This is a genomic window from Leptospira mayottensis 200901116 (assembly GCF_000306675.2).
Taxonomy (GTDB): domain Bacteria; phylum Spirochaetota; class Leptospiria; order Leptospirales; family Leptospiraceae; genus Leptospira; species Leptospira mayottensis.
In genome coordinates this window covers 2,755,001-2,771,575 of record NZ_CP024871.1, presented here as the reverse complement: position 1 = coordinate 2,771,575, position 16,575 = coordinate 2,755,001, and the positions used below count along the sequence as shown (strand labels likewise).

At 38.5% G+C, this 16,575-nt stretch carries 11 protein-coding genes and 1 CRISPR repeat array (1 of these 12 running past the window's edge); of the genes, 6 read left to right on the top strand and 5 right to left on the bottom strand.

Translation table 11 applies throughout. The features are described from left to right. Nucleotides 1-46 precede the first annotated feature (46 nt). Nucleotides 47-853 carry a sterol desaturase family protein gene (locus LEP1GSC190_RS12635; RefSeq protein WP_002745046.1) on the top strand — a complete coding sequence of 269 codons (807 nt, stop codon included), beginning with the start codon at nt 47-49 and terminating at the stop codon, nt 851-853. Between the two features lie 186 nt (nt 854-1,039). Here the strand turns inward: LEP1GSC190_RS12635 and LEP1GSC190_RS12630 are convergent, their stop codons facing one another. After that, a complete protein-coding gene (locus LEP1GSC190_RS12630; RefSeq protein ID WP_002745028.1) occupies nt 1,040-1,378 on the bottom strand; it encodes an ArsR/SmtB family transcription factor in 339 nt (112 codons plus the stop codon). Between the two features lie 51 nt (nt 1,379-1,429). Here LEP1GSC190_RS12630 and LEP1GSC190_RS12625 point away from each other — a divergent pair, with 51 nt between their 5' ends. Then, the gene (locus LEP1GSC190_RS12625; RefSeq protein WP_002745087.1) at nt 1,430-1,924 is read left to right on the top strand and encodes an SRPBCC domain-containing protein; all 495 of its coding nucleotides are present in this window, start codon (nt 1,430-1,432) and stop codon (nt 1,922-1,924) included. A gap of 262 nt (nt 1,925-2,186) precedes the next feature. Next, nucleotides 2,187-2,891: a CRISPR direct-repeat array (repeat unit 29 nt; unit sequence CGGTTCAACCCCACGCATGTGGGGAAAAG). 654 nt (nt 2,892-3,545) lie between these two features. On the opposite strand, the gene LEP1GSC190_RS12620 is transcribed toward LEP1GSC190_RS12625, so the two are convergent. Continuing rightward, nucleotides 3,546-4,310 (bottom strand): sphingomyelinase C, encoded by a 765-nt coding sequence (locus LEP1GSC190_RS12620; protein ID WP_117344651.1) that lies wholly within the window; start codon nt 4,308-4,310, stop codon nt 3,546-3,548. Nucleotides 4,311-5,190: 880 nt separating this feature from the next. Next, entirely contained in the window at nt 5,191-5,955 is a 765-nt protein-coding gene (gene sph, locus LEP1GSC190_RS12615) for a sphingomyelinase (RefSeq protein WP_117344715.1), read from the bottom strand. Between the two features lie 1,091 nt (nt 5,956-7,046). On the opposite strand from sph, the gene LEP1GSC190_RS12605 reads away from it, so the two are divergent. Continuing rightward, nucleotides 7,047-8,261 carry a TCR/Tet family MFS transporter gene (locus tag LEP1GSC190_RS12605; protein ID WP_036036239.1) on the top strand — a complete coding sequence of 405 codons (1,215 nt, stop codon included), beginning with the start codon at nt 7,047-7,049 and terminating at the stop codon, nt 8,259-8,261. Between the two features lie 414 nt (nt 8,262-8,675). Further along, on the top strand, nt 8,676-9,533 hold the full coding sequence (locus LEP1GSC190_RS12590; RefSeq protein ID WP_002745042.1) for a pirin family protein: 858 nt from the start codon (nt 8,676-8,678) through the stop codon (nt 9,531-9,533). A 1,144-nt stretch (nt 9,534-10,677) separates the two neighbouring features. Here the strand turns inward: LEP1GSC190_RS12590 and LEP1GSC190_RS12580 are convergent. Further along, on the bottom strand, nt 10,678-11,574 hold the full coding sequence (locus tag LEP1GSC190_RS12580; protein ID WP_002745048.1) for an LIC13305 family lipoprotein: 897 nt from the start codon (nt 11,572-11,574) through the stop codon (nt 10,678-10,680). 485 nt (nt 11,575-12,059) lie between these two features. Between LEP1GSC190_RS12580 and typA the strand changes: the two genes are divergently transcribed. Together typA and LEP1GSC190_RS12570 are read left to right on the top strand one after the other, a co-directional pair. Further along, nucleotides 12,060-13,880, top strand: coding sequence for a translational GTPase TypA (typA, locus tag LEP1GSC190_RS12575; protein WP_002763282.1), 1,821 nt, complete (start codon nt 12,060-12,062; stop codon nt 13,878-13,880). Nucleotides 13,881-14,480: 600 nt separating this feature from the next. Continuing rightward, nucleotides 14,481-15,695, top strand: coding sequence for an acyltransferase family protein (locus tag LEP1GSC190_RS12570; protein ID WP_002745060.1), 1,215 nt, complete (start codon nt 14,481-14,483; stop codon nt 15,693-15,695). 187 nt (nt 15,696-15,882) lie between these two features. Here LEP1GSC190_RS12570 and LEP1GSC190_RS12565 read toward each other — a convergent pair whose 3' ends face one another. Next, on the bottom strand, nt 15,883-16,575 hold the 3' portion of the coding sequence (locus LEP1GSC190_RS12565) for an LIC12353 family lipoprotein (protein WP_002745040.1). Its footprint extends 243 nt past the window's final position; only the last 693 of its 936 coding nucleotides appear in the window; the start codon falls outside the window, past its right edge; it ends in the stop codon at nt 15,883-15,885.

Here is a 16,575-nt window from a genome sequence, read left to right as displayed (position 1 = left end):
CATAATTAAATCGAATCTGCGACCTATGATGCGGAGGGAAATGAATATGGGAGAATTACTTTCAAAGTTCGGTTATTCTGGTTTTTTCGGAATCATTTGGGGATTTTTTTTGATTCGGTATCTAGTTTTTTCGGGGATTGCGTTTTTGGTCGTTTGGGTTTTTTGTGGTAAAAAACTTTCCCACAAACTTATCCAAAATAAAAAACCGGAGAAGGAAAAGATCTTTTATGAAATAAAATATTCTATGTTGACTTTCTTTATCTTCGGGTTATCCGGGATATTTGTCGTTTGGGCGAAGGTGAATGGATTCAATCGGATCTACGACAATGTCGGCGATTATGGAATTGTGTATCTTATCTTCAGCGCGTTTGCGTTGATTCTTTTGCATGATACTTATTTTTATTGGACACATCGAATGATGCACCATAAATTTTTCTTTAAATATTTTCATCTCGTGCATCATAAGTCCACCAATCCTTCTCCTTGGGCGGCGTTTTCATTTCATCCTTTGGAAGCGATCGTAGAATCCGGAATTGTTCCGCTTGTGTCGTTTGTACTTCCTTTACATCCAGGGGTGATGATCATATTTTTCGTTTATATGACTTCGTTGAACGTGCTGGGTCATCTTTCTTATGAATTTTTTCCTTCCTGGTTTTTAAAAAGTGGGTTCACGAATTGGCATAATACGACTACACACCACAACATGCACCATAAATACTTCAATTGTAACTATTCCCTCTATTTCAACTTTTGGGATAGAATCATGGGTACCAATCACGAAAAATACAAGGAAAAATTTGAAGAAGTCTCATCCAGAATTCCTGAAAAAGCAAAGTTAATATTAGAAAAATAGAATGTTTTGGTCCTTTCCGTCGTATAAATAGGAAGTAAGAGTTCCGCCTATTCGAAGCGGAATCGTAAGTCATAGGATTACGTCTTTTTAGGAGTTTATTGGCTTTTAAACAGTTTTTTCGTGGCTGAGTTTCCACATTTAGGACGAACTTTCAATAGAAATATACAAATACTTTTATGTTTCCTTTTATTTTGGCTGGTTTTTCGATTTCATCTGCTTCTTAAACACTGTCAATCTTTCCAAAGTCGGTTTTGCATATTTACTGATCCAACGATCGTAGATTTCTTGAATAGGTACATTATCCAAATAATTCCATCGAACCCGTCCTTTTCTTTTTATGATTAATAAACCTGCATTTTCCAAAATTTTCAGATGCTGAATTGTAGTACAACGATTTAATGGTTCGAAATAAGAACAGATTTCTCCCGTTGTTTTAGGTTTTTTCCTAAGAAGATCCAAAATTTCTCTTCTCTTAGAATCTGCAAGTGCCTTAAAAATTAGATCCTGCTTGTCAAGTTTAGACATGTTAATATAATATAACATATTAAAAATATAATTATTTCAAGAGGAATTTATATGGATTTAAGATTCACGGTACAGGCCAAGATTCAAAAACCTTTGGAAGCGGTTTTTCAAGCCGTTTACGACCCGAAACATTTAAGCGGATATTTTACAACCGGAGGTGCAAGTGGCCCTTTGGTGGCGGGAAGTAAAGTGGTTTGGAAGTTTGCGGATTTCCCTTCGATGGAGAGGGAAGATGAGGGAGTGATCGTCAACGTAGTCGAAGTGGTTCCCAATTCCAAGATTGTTTTGGAATGGGATGCTCACGAAGGAAGTTATGAGGGTGAAAATGAGCTTCTAACTGTTGGCGGATATAAAACCAAAACGGAAATGATTTTCGAATCTTTGGATCAAAACAATACTCTTATGAAAATTACCGAATCCGGTTGGAAGGTATCTCAATCTGCGTTAGACGGTTCTTATATGAACTGTCAAGGTTGGATGAACATGAGTTGTTGTCTCAAAGCGTATTTGGAATACGGGATTAACTTGAGAAAAGGTTTTTTTTGAATTTATCGCCTTATGCTTGTTTTAGAGTTCGTCTCAACACCTTCAAAGAGTATCTTTCGTGTCCGGTAAGTTTCTAAGAAAATGTGGGAGTTCCCACAGATTACGTCGCATTGGCGGTTTATACCGTTTTTGTGCGGCTTGTTTAAAATTGGTAAGAGTTCCTACATTTTTAGGTTTTGAGACTGGTTCTTAGTTTTTTACACTGAAAGTTCTAAATTGGATTCTATTCCCGAATTTTTATTACTGATCTGTTTTGACTGAAAATTTCAACCCCACGCATGTGGGGAAAAGCGCTCTTCCGTCCGGGAATCGAACTTCTCCGTCGGTTCAACCCCACGCATGTGGGGAAAAGTAGATTTTCGAGAGCCTGCGGATTTCTCTCTCCGGTTCAACCCCACGCATGTGGGGAAAAGTGGGCCGAGTGGCCCGACGTTCGACACTAAAACGGTTCAACCCCACGCATGTGGGGAAAAGCGGCTCACTAAAAAGGGTGCGGTCACTGTCAAGGGTTCAACCCCACGCATGTGGGGAAAAGGACCGTTTGATTTTTTCAAACGCGTTCTCTCCCGGTTCAACCCCACGCATGTGGGGAAAAGACACACCGAACCGTGAGGAACAGATCGAGATTCGGTTCAACCCCACGCATGTGGGGAAAAGTCAAATTACGTATTAGGCAAACGCGTTATCCCCGGTTCAACCCCACGCATGTGGGGAAAAGGGTTGGTTCGGAATAGGAGACGTTAAATCTCCCGGTTCAACCCCACGCATGTGGGGAAAAGTTAGGAGCTTGAACTTCTATTGAACTTTTTACGGTTCAACCCCACGCATGTGGGGAAAAGTTATTAATGATTCACAAAAAGCAAATGTGTTTCGGTTCAACCCCACGCATGTGGGGAAAAGGTCGCGGGACGTGTCGCTCCTACGGGGTCGCGACCCGACGGTTCAACCCCACGCATGTGGGGAAAAGGCTAAAAACTTGTATAGGATAAATCTGGATTTTGCAATCTATTTTTGGGTTTCGTGTCCAAGTTAATTTATGATGGCAAATCGTCTTACTAAGAACACGAGCTTCTAAGGAAGCTTTTTACAACTTTACCCGTAATCAAGTCCCACTGATATGCGGTGCAGAATCCGTGTTTGAAGATTGTCATTAACAACTAAAACGCGCTGACTTTTTTCTGCTGAAAAAAAGGAAGTAGCCAAAAACAAAATTGAAAAGAGTAAAAGTAAGATGGCCCCATTTAAAATACCGACTGAAATTGCGAAAAACCTCTAAACGGATTGTCTAAAATATCTCACCGGAGTTAGTTCTCCAAGGAACTGTCGTTTTGAAATATAAAAGATTCTCCATTCTACGATAAACTGTTGAGTCTTTCATATCTCTAAATCAATTTTCATTGAAATATCTGGAACCGGTATAAGAATCGCATTAGTACTTCGAACGTAACAAGATTCACAATTATCCGGAGCGGATTCCCTAAAGAATTTTGTAATGCCTTAAGATAATTAGAATAATGTATATTTTTGATTTTATTTTCGAATATACATTATTCATTATATATTTTGATGATTGAACCACTTCTGAAGAATATGGTAATCATGATTATAGTTCAATGGGTTGTCAATCTACCTCTGACTCACGTTGTTCTGTTGCTTCCGGTGGTGTTGGACTCAATATAGCAGTAAAAATTTCCCTTGGACCAGGATTAATTTTCTCCCCCCAAAGAAATAGATACTCGTTCCAACTCCCTCCGTTCCAATTCGTGATATAATAATCATGGGTATCAGTTAAAATATCATGATCCCTAAATGCGACCTTGCCACCTGATTTTAAACATCCTCCGCTTATAACTAAGATTGTAAGTCGCTTAGAGCCATCATTATATTTCGGATAGTATGCATAATTGCCTCCCCCTCCACGGAGCCACCAATTCCAATAATACTTCGGATTTGCGGAAGTTTCGACTCGGATAGGACCACTTTTTATACAGTTGGGATCACCTCCGTCCTGATATAAATTGAATCTTGTGAAATACGTATCTCGCGAAGCATCCACTTTCAGCCAACCGTTCGGAGCTTTACTATTGGCTTGAATTCTTTTTCCGGTTGCATAGGATATAAAAGTAACCCCATCGTATTTTCGTTTAGGCCTGGCTTTAGGTTTGGCTTTTCTCATAGATCTATCTTTTTCCATTTCTATACTTGGGTCATTTGGAAGGGAAAGTAAAGACAGAAGTAAACTATTTTCTGACAGTTGTTGATTTGGCATACAGTTTAAAAAAAACAAGAGTAGGAGAACACAATATCCCCCAGAATACTTTGAGATTTTAGATTTATTTTGTTTTTTCGCTTTTTCCTTTTGGAAGATTTTCTGCATCATTTTCATATATATCTCCATTCAAATTTCTATATATAATAATATATAATTTGAAAAATGGAATATGTTCAAGATAGGTAGGTGTGCCCTATTCAAAGGTGAATTTATATTCCAAAAGTGACTTGTGGTTTTAAAGTTTATCTCAAGATAGGCGTATTAAAAAAACGAACGGTTGTTATGCGGAGTTTTTATTTCAAAACTTCAGTTAGTTTGAAGTCGAGAGTCTTCTTTTTCTTTTATAAAATCTTTCGATAGAGTCAAATATGAATATTTGAAAATATCCGTTTGAGTGTGCAAATGGATTTTTGCTTTCACAAATAACAAGGATAAAATGATAAGGCAAACTACAAATTGAGTCGAAAAGCTACTTGATGCTTGAATCAAAGAAATAAGTAAGAAGATATTGCCAACTTTTGTAGAGAGAATTTAAATTCATTGATTAAAAAAACAAAATCTACTTTAGGAAAGTTGAAATCAAATACGAGTTCTTTTGAAAGTAAGCTGACATTTGGATGCTTGTTTTTATAGTGATGAGTAATGCTATAACATTTTACGGATTACGTTTAACGAAATGGACTTTTTTGTGTTTTTACGTCCGTAAGAACCATAGGTCGACATGAGATTCAAGTGAACTTAGCAAACTCCGCCTGAGAACCAAAGTGACATTGAAATATCTGGAACCGGTATAAGAATCGCATTAGTACTTCGAACGTAACAAGATTCACAATTATCCGGAGCGGATTCCCTAAAGAATTTTGTAATGCCTTAAGATAATTAGAATAATGTATATTTTTGATTTTATTTTCGAATATACATTATTCATTATATATTTTGATGATTGAACCACTTCTGAAGAATATGGTAATCATGATTATAGTTCAATGGATTGTCAATCTACCTCTGACTCACGTTGTTCTATTGCTTCCGGTGGTGTTGGACTCAATATAGCAGTAAAAATTTCCCTTGGACCAGGATTAAGTGTCCACACCCAAAGAAATAGATATTCGTTCCAACTCCCTCCGTTCCAATTCGTGATATAATAATCATATCCAGCACCGAAAGTATCATGATCCCCAAATGCGACCTTGCCACCTGATTTTAAACATCCTCCGCTTATAACTAAGATTACAAGTCGATTGGAGCCATCATTATATTTCGGATAGTATGCATAATTGCCCCCACCTCCACCAGCCCACCAATTCCAATAATACTTCGGATTTGCAGAAGTTTCGACTCGGATACGACCGCTTTCTATACAGTTGGGATCACCTCCGTCCTGATATAAATTGAATCTTGTGAAATACGTATCTCGCGAAGCATCCACTTTTAGCCAACCGTTTGGAGCTTTACTATTGGCTTGAATTCTTTTTCCGGTTGCATCGGATATGAAAGTAACCCCATCGTATTTTCGTTTAGGCCTGGCTTTAGGTTCGGCTTTTCTCATAGATCTATCTTTTTCCATTTCTATACTTTGGTCATTTGGAAGTGAAAGTAAAGACAGAAGTAAACTATTTTCTGACAGTTGTTGATTTGGCATACAGTTTAAAAAAAACAAGAGTAGGAGAACACAATATCCCCCAGAATACTTTGAGATTTTAGATTTATTTTGTCTTTTCGCTTTTTCCTTTTGGAAGATTTTCTGCATCATTTTCATATATATCCCCATTCAAATTTCTATATATAATAATATATAATTTGAAAAATGGAATATGTTCAAGATAGGTAGGTGTGCCCTATTCAAAGGTGAATTTATATTCCAAAAGTGACTTGTGATTTTAAAGTTTATCTCAAGATAGGCGTATTAAAAAAAACGAACGGTTGTTATGCGGAGTTTTTATTTCAAAACTTCAGTTAGTTTGAAGTCGAGAGTCTTCTTTTTCTTTTATAAAATCTTTCGATAGAGTCAAATATGAATATTTGAAAATATCCGTTTGAGTGTGCAAATGGATTTTTGCTTTCACAAATAACAAGGATAAAATGATAAGGCAAACTACAAATTGAGTCGAAAAGCTACTTGATGCTTGAATCAAAGAAATAAGTAAGAAGATATTGCCAACTTTTCAAAGTTTCTACTCTGTCAAATACCTGTTCCCCACATGCGTGGGGTTGGACCTAAAAGCAAACCAAGGTGATATTCTGGTCGTTCCTTGAAAACTGATGATCGTCTGGGGCCGAATCAATATTCATCGTTCGTTTGTAGTCGCTGGATTTATTACTTCATTGAATGATCGAATTGTTATAGAGTTTTTACTCGCTTACGCACCGAAATTAAATCCGATTGAAAATGTTGGGTGTAAACGGAAAAGATATCTTCTTCCTAACTTCTCCTGAATTATTTGAAACATTCAAACACAAACAAACCTTAAAGAAATTAAAGCGAAGAAAAATCCGGTTTAAGATTTTTGGCATCAAGATAGACTGTCGCTTTAATGGCGTTTACAGAGTTTGATATCGCTTAACAAAAATGTATTTTAGACTGTGGTTGCCTGGCTTTTTTGTGAACTTTATATTTCTTTTTTGTATAGTTTTGAGTTTTAGATTAACAGTTCCGAAAAAAAACAATTAAAAGTCTTTTAAGTTCTCAGACAGATACTACCCGTAAGAAATCAAATCAGTCTTTATTTGGCAGATAAGATTCGATTTTAAACATCTTTCGAATTTGAAGATTCTATGAAGTCTCCGTAGAACTACTTAAGGCGTTGTTTTTTGATTGCCAAGAAGCTTATTATTTGTTTGGTGGGATTTATGAATCCTCAACGTTCTGCCGCCCTAGGCTTTATTTTTGTAACTGTTCTCATTGACGTAATAGGTTTCGGAGTCATCATTCCCGTTTTGCCGAAACTCATACAGGAATTAACTCACGGATCTTTGAGCGACGCCGCTTGGTACGGCGGTCTCTTGATGTTCGCTTATTCGTTCGTTCAGTTTATCACTGCGCCATTTGTTGGAGGATTGAGTGACCGATATGGAAGAAGACCCATTTTACTCGCGTCTCTGTTCGGGTTTACGTTGGACTATTTATTCTTAGCGTTTGCACCGTCCATTTTTTGGTTATTTGTCGGAAGAGTTGTGTCGGGCATCATGGGAGCAAGTTTTACGACAGGTTATGCCTACATTGCGGATATCAGCCCTCCCGAAAAGAGAGCTCAGAATTTCGGAATTCTCGGAGCCGCGTTCGGACTAGGATTTATCATTGGACCTGTGATTGGAGGTTCCCTTGGACAATTCGGTTCTAGGGCACCTTTTTTAGCCGCAGCCGTTCTTACGTTGGTAAACTGGTTGTTCGGATTTTTTGTTCTTCCAGAATCGTTGACCAAAGAAAATCGAAGAAAATTCGAATGGAAAAAAGCAAATCCGATAGGTTCGCTTATCAATTTAAAACGTTATCCGATGATCATCGGCTTAGTAGTTGCATTTTTTCTAATAAACACCGCGGCGCACGCTGTCCAAGGAACTTGGAATTATTATACGATCGAAAAATTTCAATGGAACGAGGCCATGGTAGGTTATTCACTCGGGGTTGTTGGGCTTGTTTATGCGATCACGCAAGGAGGGCTGATTAGAATCATTCTTCCTGTGTTGGGTCAGAATCGGAGTATCTATCTGGGTTTGGCCTTGAACGCACTCGGATATGCATTATTTGCTCTTGCAACACAAAGTTGGATGATGTTCGTATTTTTAATTCCTTATTGTTTGGGAGGGATCGCGATGCCCCCACTTCAAGGAATCATGTCTTCTCAGGTTCCTCCAAGAGAACAAGGGGAACTGCAAGGAGCGCTCACGAGCTTAATGAGTGTTACCGCGATCATAGGACCGATTTTGATGACGGGACTATTTTCTTATTTTACAGCTAGAGAAACTCCGATCTATTCACCAGAAGCTCCACTTTGGATGGGAACCATATTGACTGCAGCGAGTCTTTGGATTTCCGTGGGTTCTCTAAGAAAGCATCATTCTTAAATAATAAAAGAGGAATATTCTATAACCTTGATAATTCCTACAAGTTAAAAGCCGACAAATAAAATGGTTTATATCGAATTCGAAATTTTCATTTTTTCGAAATGGTTTTAATTCTTATCTGGAGTTTTTTTGGAAATGAAGTTTTTTCGAATTCTGAACGATCGAAGAATTTTGTTTTTAAACTTCGAAAAATAGACAATTATATTGTTCGAAAAATCAAGGAAAAGGAATTCAAAAAAGGATTACAGAAACAGTCAAAATCGATCTCGAAAACATACGAGTTTGCGATTTAAGAAATGGAACAATTGAAAAGACCTGGAAATATCCAAGGTAAATAAGAGATTTTCTCAGACGAACGAGAGTTTTCTATTCAAAAATCTTGAAATCCAAAACAATTAATCTAAACTTTAACCTATGAAAATCATTTCAGCAATCTTCAAAGATCTCGGAGACAATTTTCGGGTTCGAAGAATCCTTCCCTCAATCGAAGCGCGTCACGTCGGTCCATTCGTATTCGTGGATCATATGGGACCTGTTTCGATTCAAACCGGAAAAGAACTCGTGGTTCGTTCCCACCCTCATATCGGACTCGCGACGATTACGTATTTATATGACGGAGTCATTCTTCATCGAGATAGCATCGGATCGGAGATGCCTATTCGCCCTTACGAAGTCAATTGGATGACTGCGGGCTCGGGGATCGCACATAGCGAACGCTCTCAATTGGATTCTCGGTATTCTATTTTGGAAGGAATTCAAACTTGGGTCGCTCTTCCGAAAGAATACGAAGAAGTGAACGCGGAATTTTTTCATCTGGATCGCAAAGATATTCCGGTCATCAACGGAGAAGAATGGGAACTCAGACTTGCCGCTGGAGAATTCTTAGGAAAACGTTCACCGGTAAAAGTGTATTCTTCTCTTTTTTATGCCGACTTGGACGCAAAGCCCGGAGCCAAGGGAAAATGGAATATCCCGAACGATCAGGAATCTGCGTTGTATGTTGCTCGTGGAAGTTTGAACATACGAGGTCAAACGGTCGGAGTCGGTCAAATAGCGGTGTTTTTGGCCGGTGAAACAATCGAATTCTCTTCCGAAGAAGGAAGCAGAGCCATTCTATTGGGCGGTGTTCCGTTTCCGGAACACAGACATCTTTGGTGGAATTTCGTGTCCACTTCCTTAGAAAGAATCGAAAAGGCGAAACTGGAATGGAAGGAAGAATATTTTCCGAAGGTCCCGGGTGAAACGGAACGAATTCCTCTTCCGGAAAAATGAATTATAATATTCTAATTTGTTTATTTTTTTGGGGAGGTCGGATATTTTTCTGTTGTGAATCCGAAGAAAACTATCGGAAAAATTCATTGTTTTAGATTTTTAAATGTCACTCTTCTTTTGTTTTTCGTGAAAGATCTTGTAGAAAAAAACTCAAGGAATCGAGACCAGGCTAATTATTTTCGAGTCGACGATCGTCTTCTAAAAAAGTAGAAGTTTACTGGTTTCAAAAGAATTTTCATGAAATTATGTTTTTTTATTCTTTCCTTATGTCTGTCGAACCGGATTCAGATTTCAAATAACAAAAAGATTTTGTGGAAATGTTTTGCTTAGAGTCGAGGACCGAGAGAGAACGCGGTTTAAAAAGTTTAGAAAAGATGACTCGACTATGTGTCTTAATGTTCTTATGTGAAATATAATTTCTATGGATCTTTTTACTCGGTTGTTTGTCTAAGAGTCCGTCTCAAAGCGTTAGGAATGTAGGAACTACTACAATTTTAAATAACAAGAAAAACTTTCAATGCAACGTAATTTGAGGGAACTCCTACATTCAGAAGACCGACGACAGCGTCGTCGCGGCAATGTCGCCCTCACAGAAAACATTTTGGGAAAACTCTTAGTTCCTTCTGTTGGTTTTGTGGTCTTGCATTCTAACTCTCGTTTTTCAAGCCGAGAAGGGGCGCTATTTTGTCTAAACTTCCATTGCTTTAAATTAAATCCAGGTTTCACTTGAAAATGTACCCTGTCGTATCTGTCTATCTTGAGTGTCGAAAATTCCGAAGTTGATAGCGGGTTCGATTTCTCGCCAATCCCGGGTATTTCTGCAAATTCCGATTTTGAAGTCCTGTTTCGCCTTCCGCTGTGATATCAAAATTTCATTTTTTTAATTCCATGTTTCTTGCAATACGTCTCGCTGTGATAATCTGCTACTCATCAATTCTTTAAATTCAAATGCCCAGTCAATTCCTGTTTTATTAGTTTATACGTTTAAACAAAATTCGAAAAAGTAAGTTTCGTATAAAATCTTTGTTTGAGAAATACCATTAATTAGGAATTCATTTTATAAAGATTTCCTAAAACTAAAATTTACAGTAAAAAAATGAATCGAAGAATGCGATTTTTCAACCTATCTATTTTATAGAATCTCTCAATCGCAATCCCGTTCCGCTTGAGCCATTCTGATTTTCCATTCTGTATTCTCGGCGCCTGGAAATGGCCAAAATTGTTTCCATCTAGAAACGGTTAAACGTACTTTTGCCGCAACGAACGGATCGGTCTGACAAGCTTGAACTAAAAGATTGTAAGTGGCTGGCCAACCCATGATCAAAGCTCCAAATACAGCTCTATCCTCTACAAAATGTGAAGCCCCATAACGCAACATAATACCAGGCAAGGGGTGCCAACCAGCTGGTATTTGAAGAAAATTCTCGGATCCATAATATTGAAATCCAGGAGAATTCAGTTTTTCCCATTCCGGATCAGAATACAAGAGAGAATTAATAGCAAAGGTTAGAAATTTACGATCCACGCTATGTGTTAGTTCGTGATGGATTGCTAATTGGTCATAACATTCAAAAGAGTTGAAATTTGGAATACCTCCGCATGTAGTCGTGCCATAACGCATAGTTGCCATTGGCTGTGTTACGCTAATAGCAAGAAGATTGATATCAGAAAATGCAAGTTTGATCCTCCCATCTGCCGTTGTCATCGATTTACAAAGCACAATTTTATCCACACCGGCTTTGATCCAATATCCTCTTGGATATCTGGTGATTTCTTTTTTCAGTTGTTCTACATAATAATCAATATCCTGCTGAGAGGAGTAGTTTAGATTGCAAGTAATCTCAACTTTTCCTGAATCTGTGAATGAGGAAAGATTTGTAATGATTTGTACATCCCGATCATAGTTCTCTGCCCGATCCGGAGGTGCAGGTTTTGAGATTGCTAATGAAAGTAAAAGATCTGAATCGATCTTATTCTTGCTCTCATTACAAGCGATCAATGAAATTAGAATTAAGAAATAGAAAATGAAATGTAACTTCATATAAGCCCCTGGATGTATTTAGAAAACGATTTTGGAATCCATAAAGTGCCAAAATAGTAAAATTAATGTGAGTTCGGCATAACAAATGCCAAAGCGATTCTTGTACTGCGATTCCTAGAGTGCATTGAGTTTGAAAGATTCCGAAGGAATTGGAATAAAAAAAACTCAGGTGAAACTCTTTTTACGAAAGTGTTTCAGGTCGCGAGCCATAGCTCAAACTAACGTTTGAGGACCAACGGCCAACGCTCCGCTGCCTTTTGGTTGAAACGCTTGCTATAGGACACGTTTCATTATGAAATTTGCGAGCGGATTCGCCCAAACTTTTATATATCGAATTCATGTTAAACTGAACAAAGCGCGCGACTGCGAGCCACCAGCGTCGCCAAAGATTCTTCGTTTCAAACCGGTTAAAAAATTCTTCCTTTAAAAAATTGACAAAAAATCCGGATTTACACCAGGAGGCTTCCGAAATTTTTGGTTTTAGAATGGAAATCCGCAACATAGCTATCATCGCCCACGTAGACCATGGGAAAACTACACTTCTGGACGGAATTCTCCGTCAAACCGGCGCCGTCACTGCCAAAGAAGACGGAGAAAGGATCATGGACTCCAATGACTTGGAAAAGGAAAAAGGAATCACGATCAAAGCAAAGAATACTGCAGTGGTTTACAAAGGAACCAGAATCAACGTTGTGGATACTCCTGGTCACGCGGATTTTGGTGGAGAAGTGGAACGTGTTCTCGCGACTGCGGATTCCTGTTTATTACTCGTGGACGCTTTCGACGGACCGATGCCTCAGACTCGTTTCGTATTGGGAAAATCCCTTCAGCTCGGACACAAACCGATTCTAGTAATCAATAAGATCGATCGTCCCGGAGCAAGACCCGAAGCCGTTGTTGATATGGCTTTCGATCTTTTTTCCGATCTCGGCGCAACCGACGAGCAACTCGACTTTCCAATCGTTTATGCGTCCGCGAAACAAGGTTGGGCGGTATATAACCTAAGTGAATCTCCAGGAACAAATTTAGACCCCCTTTTAGATACGGTTTTGAAACATGTTCCTCCCGTGCAAGCGGACACGGAGGCTCCGCTTCAATTTCAAGTGACTTCCTTGGATTATAACGACTATGTAGGAAGAATTGCGGTCGGGAAAATCTATGCGGGAAAGATGGCTCTCGGTATGAACGTCATCCAACTTGCGGCTAAGAAGAGTGACACTGCAACTTCTACCGACACGGCTCTATTTCGCATAACAAAATTATACAACTTTGAAGGGTTAAAACGAAACGAAGTTAATGCTGCGGAAGCGGGCGATATCGTAGCGATCGCAGGACTTCCTGACGTATTTATCGGAGATACGATCTGCGAACCTGGAAAGCCCGCCCCAAGACCGGCGATCGAAGTCGAAGAGCCGACCGTATCCATGTTCTTCATGGTAAACAATTCTCCGTTTGCGGGAAAGGAAGGAAAGTTCGTAACGACTCGAAACATTCGTGAACGTCTGGACCGGGAACTTGAAACCAACGTAGCGATGAGACTCGAAGAAACCGAAGACAAGGATCGTTTTAAAGTTTTAGGACGTGGAGAACTTCACTTGTCGGTTCTGATCGAAACGATGAGAAGGGAAGGATTTGAAATCCAAGTTTCTCGTCCTGAAGTGATCTTAAAAACCAACGAACAAGGTCAGAAACTCGAACCATATGAGTATTTGGTAATGGATGTTCCGGATCAGTTCACAGGCCAGATCATCGCGGAATTAAACCGAAGAAAAGGCGAACTGCAATTGATGGACGCACATCCCTCCGGAATGACTCGTGTTGAATTTGTGATTCCGACACGGGGTATTATCGGGTTTAGAGGATTTTTTATCTCCGAAACACGCGGTGAAGGAGTAATGTCTTCTCGTTTTCTTAGATTCGATCTCTACAAAGGTGAAATCCCCGGTCGTAAGAACGGTGCTTTGATCTCCATGGATTCCGGAGAATCCACCGCTTACGCTCTCTGGAAAATCCAGGAAAGGGGAGAATTGGTAATCGGACCGAATACTGCGGTTTATCCCGGAATGATCATCGGAATTCATTCTCGCGAAAATGATCTAGAAGTGAATCCCGTAAAAGAGAAGAAGTTGAGCAACGTCCGTTCCTCCGGTGCGGATGAGGCGATTCGTCTGGTTCCTCCTAGGAGATTTTCTCTGGAACAAAATATAGAGTTTTTAGACGACGACGAGCTTTTAGAGGTAACTCCTGCAAGTCTGCGTCTTCGTAAGAAATTTCTAGATGCAGTTATGCGTAAACGCAATAAGTAGAATCAAACCTAAGGAGTCTTAGAAATTTTTGAGATCTAAGACTTCTTTGCGATCATTATTTCCTCTGTCCTATTTTTGTTTTATCATTTTTTAAATCTTTTCTGCTTTTGAATGCTCTTTTCTTGATTGTGTTTATATATCCGAATCTGCTTTCCTTAAAAATGATTCGAGGACCTCGTTATCATTGTGTCTTATGAACTTTCTCGGTAAAAGATAGAGTAGTGTGATTTAAAGGGCCGAGAAGGAATTTATATAAACCTTTCGGATTACGAACTGCAATTTTATAAGAATAAAGAATTTGTAGAATGAAACATATTGTGCTTCTATCGGGTATTAGTAGATTATTCAATCATTTTATACGTCTTACGATTTGATTTTTTGTTCCAAATTTTAACGACGAAGTTTACAAATAATAGAGACTCATGAATTATATTGTTTATTAAAATGTTAAAAGATATTTAAATTTCATTTTAATGGTTTCTTACTTTCGCTTGAAGTCGGTATTATCAGTTATTTTTGGGTTGGGGTCCGAAATAAAAAGGCGATTTTACGAAATGGTAAATAAAATGGAATATTCTAATTGGAAATTGAAAAAAAGTAATGAAAGCTTTCATTAAAGATCTTTGGTTTCATCGTGATAACGAGATTCAGTCTCTAAACGGTCTGAGAGCATTTGCAATTATTTTAGTCATTTTAAATCATTATGCTCTTGCTTGGAAAAAAATTGGTACACTTCAATCTGACTCCCTTTTTTGGTCGGGGGTGGATTTGTCTTTTGTTCTCAGCGGTTTTTTGATTTCAAAGGGGCTTCTGAGTGATTGGACTCGAAACGGAGCAATCAATTTTCAAAAATTCTATCTGAAACGCACGTTTCGAATTTTTCCGGCCTACTATTTTTTTATCACGTTTAGTTTGATCGCTTCCAGTTTTGTGCTCAAAATCGCAGAGGAGAAAGGACTCGAACAGGAAGCCTATGTGCTTTCTTTTAAACTTTCCAATGCGTGGGGAGACTTCGTATTTTTAGGAAATTATTTTCCGGGAATGAATATTCATACCTGGTCTTTGTCCATAGAAGAACAGTTCTATTTGATTTTTCCTCTTTTCTGTAGTCTTTTGTTGTTTAAAATGAATCCTAAACATAGGCAACTTTTCCTATGGTGTTTGCTTTTGATTCCTACCGTGTCTCGCGTGATCGTTTACATAACTACGACCGTGCCTTTGACTCCGGAATATTTTAATGAGATTTATTTTCCTTTCCACACTCGATTCGATTCTTTGGTGATGGGAGTGATCGCAATGGATCTTTATGTAGGTCATAAGGATTTGGTAAGTCGTTTGAAGACTGATAATCGATTGTATTATCCACTTTTATTTTTATTCTTTTTTTTCTTATGTGTGGCGCATTGGGTGAATCTGCGTACGGACAGTTTTTTTACTCATACTTTCAAATACAATCTTTTGAACATAGGTTTTGCGGGGATCTTATTGCTTGCGGTAGTTCGTTCGGAAGGTTTATTGAGCCGTTTTCTAAGTCTGAAACTTTTTGTTCCCGTGGCGAGGTTGAGTTTCACGATTTATCTTTGGCATTTGATTCTGATCGGAATTTCTCTATCGATTTTAAAAATTCGAACAGAACCTAGTTCTACCTTGATACTCTTATCCCAATTTATTTTCGTGTTGGTTCTGGTCGTTGTTCTTTCGATTCCTTTTTACGCTTTGATCGAGTATCCGTTTCAATATTTGAAAACGAAAATTCTTCTTAAAAAAAAATCGAGCGAAAAGCCGCTTCAAGTTCAATCGGAATCTTCCATTTGATTTTTAAGAATTCGTTTTGATCGAAAAAACGATAAGGGTGATTGCGAAATTTTGGAAGAGAATTGATAAACGACTTCGTCTTGGTGAAACTCGTATGTCTGTTTTTTGTTTTTTCAGAAATATGGAAGATGCGGTTAGAAAACGACGTAAACGAAAACAAATCTAGTTTTAATTTTATATCAGGTCGTTATCGTACGTTCTTTAATTTTTCGATTTCCCGGATGAGCTCTTCTTTACTTACGTTCGGATCGGATTTGAGCTTGCGAATGAGTTCGTCTGCGGTTGCTCTTTTGTTGATGGCTTTTGTATCGATGTTTCCTTTTAAAATCACTGGATCTCCTACAGATACGGAGAGAATTTTTCCGTTCTCTACTGGTTCTAAGACGCCGGAGTGTTGGAAGACTTCTATGATCTTACACGGAACTTGATCTTTTCCCACAAGAAAAATCATTCCGGGTTTGATGAGTTCCGACCTTGAAAAAACGGAAACGATTTGTTCCGCAGTACTGACGGCCGCTTTGTAAAACACCACTCCTGCAATTTCGTTGTCAATTGTTACGCTTTTTTGATTCACATGGGTCGTAATTCTTCCTTGAAACGAATCTCCGATTTTTGTGAATGTTATCTTGGAAAATTTTAAAGTCTTGTTGTCGGGGGAAATTTCTCCGAGCAGATTTCCGCTTAATGTTACATTACCTATCTCTCTGACCTTGGAAGCGGCTCCCATCTCGCTGAGTTTCCAACGTTTTGGGTCGGATTCTCTTGCTCCCATATGAGGCTGGTGAAATTCTTGATAAAGAGCTTCTTGTAAAAGGATTTCGTTTTCACTGGTTACGACTCCGCCGGTTCTGATTCTCCATTCTTCTCTATTATCACTTGT

Coding starts and splice junctions, on each gene's coding strand:
- LEP1GSC190_RS12625 (WP_002745087.1), top strand. CDS start 1,430: ATGGATTTAAGATTCACGGTACAGGCCAAGATTCAAAAACCTTTGGAA.
- LEP1GSC190_RS12590 (WP_002745042.1), top strand. CDS start 8,676: ATGAAAATCATTTCAGCAATCTTCAAAGATCTCGGAGACAATTTTCGG.
- LEP1GSC190_RS12570 (WP_002745060.1), top strand. CDS start 14,481: ATGAAAGCTTTCATTAAAGATCTTTGGTTTCATCGTGATAACGAGATT.
- typA (WP_002763282.1), top strand. CDS start 12,060: ATGGAAATCCGCAACATAGCTATCATCGCCCACGTAGACCATGGGAAA.
- LEP1GSC190_RS12620 (WP_117344651.1), bottom strand. CDS start 4,310: ATGAAAATGATGCAGAAAATCTTCCAAAAGGAAAAAGCGAAAAAACAA.
- LEP1GSC190_RS12605 (WP_036036239.1), top strand. CDS start 7,047: ATGAATCCTCAACGTTCTGCCGCCCTAGGCTTTATTTTTGTAACTGTT.
- LEP1GSC190_RS12630 (WP_002745028.1), bottom strand. CDS start 1,378: ATGTCTAAACTTGACAAGCAGGATCTAATTTTTAAGGCACTTGCAGAT.
- sph (WP_117344715.1), bottom strand. CDS start 5,955: ATGAAAATGATGCAGAAAATCTTCCAAAAGGAAAAAGCGAAAAGACAA.
- LEP1GSC190_RS12635 (WP_002745046.1), top strand. CDS start 47: ATGGGAGAATTACTTTCAAAGTTCGGTTATTCTGGTTTTTTCGGAATC.
- LEP1GSC190_RS12580 (WP_002745048.1), bottom strand. CDS start 11,574: ATGAAGTTACATTTCATTTTCTATTTCTTAATTCTAATTTCATTGATC.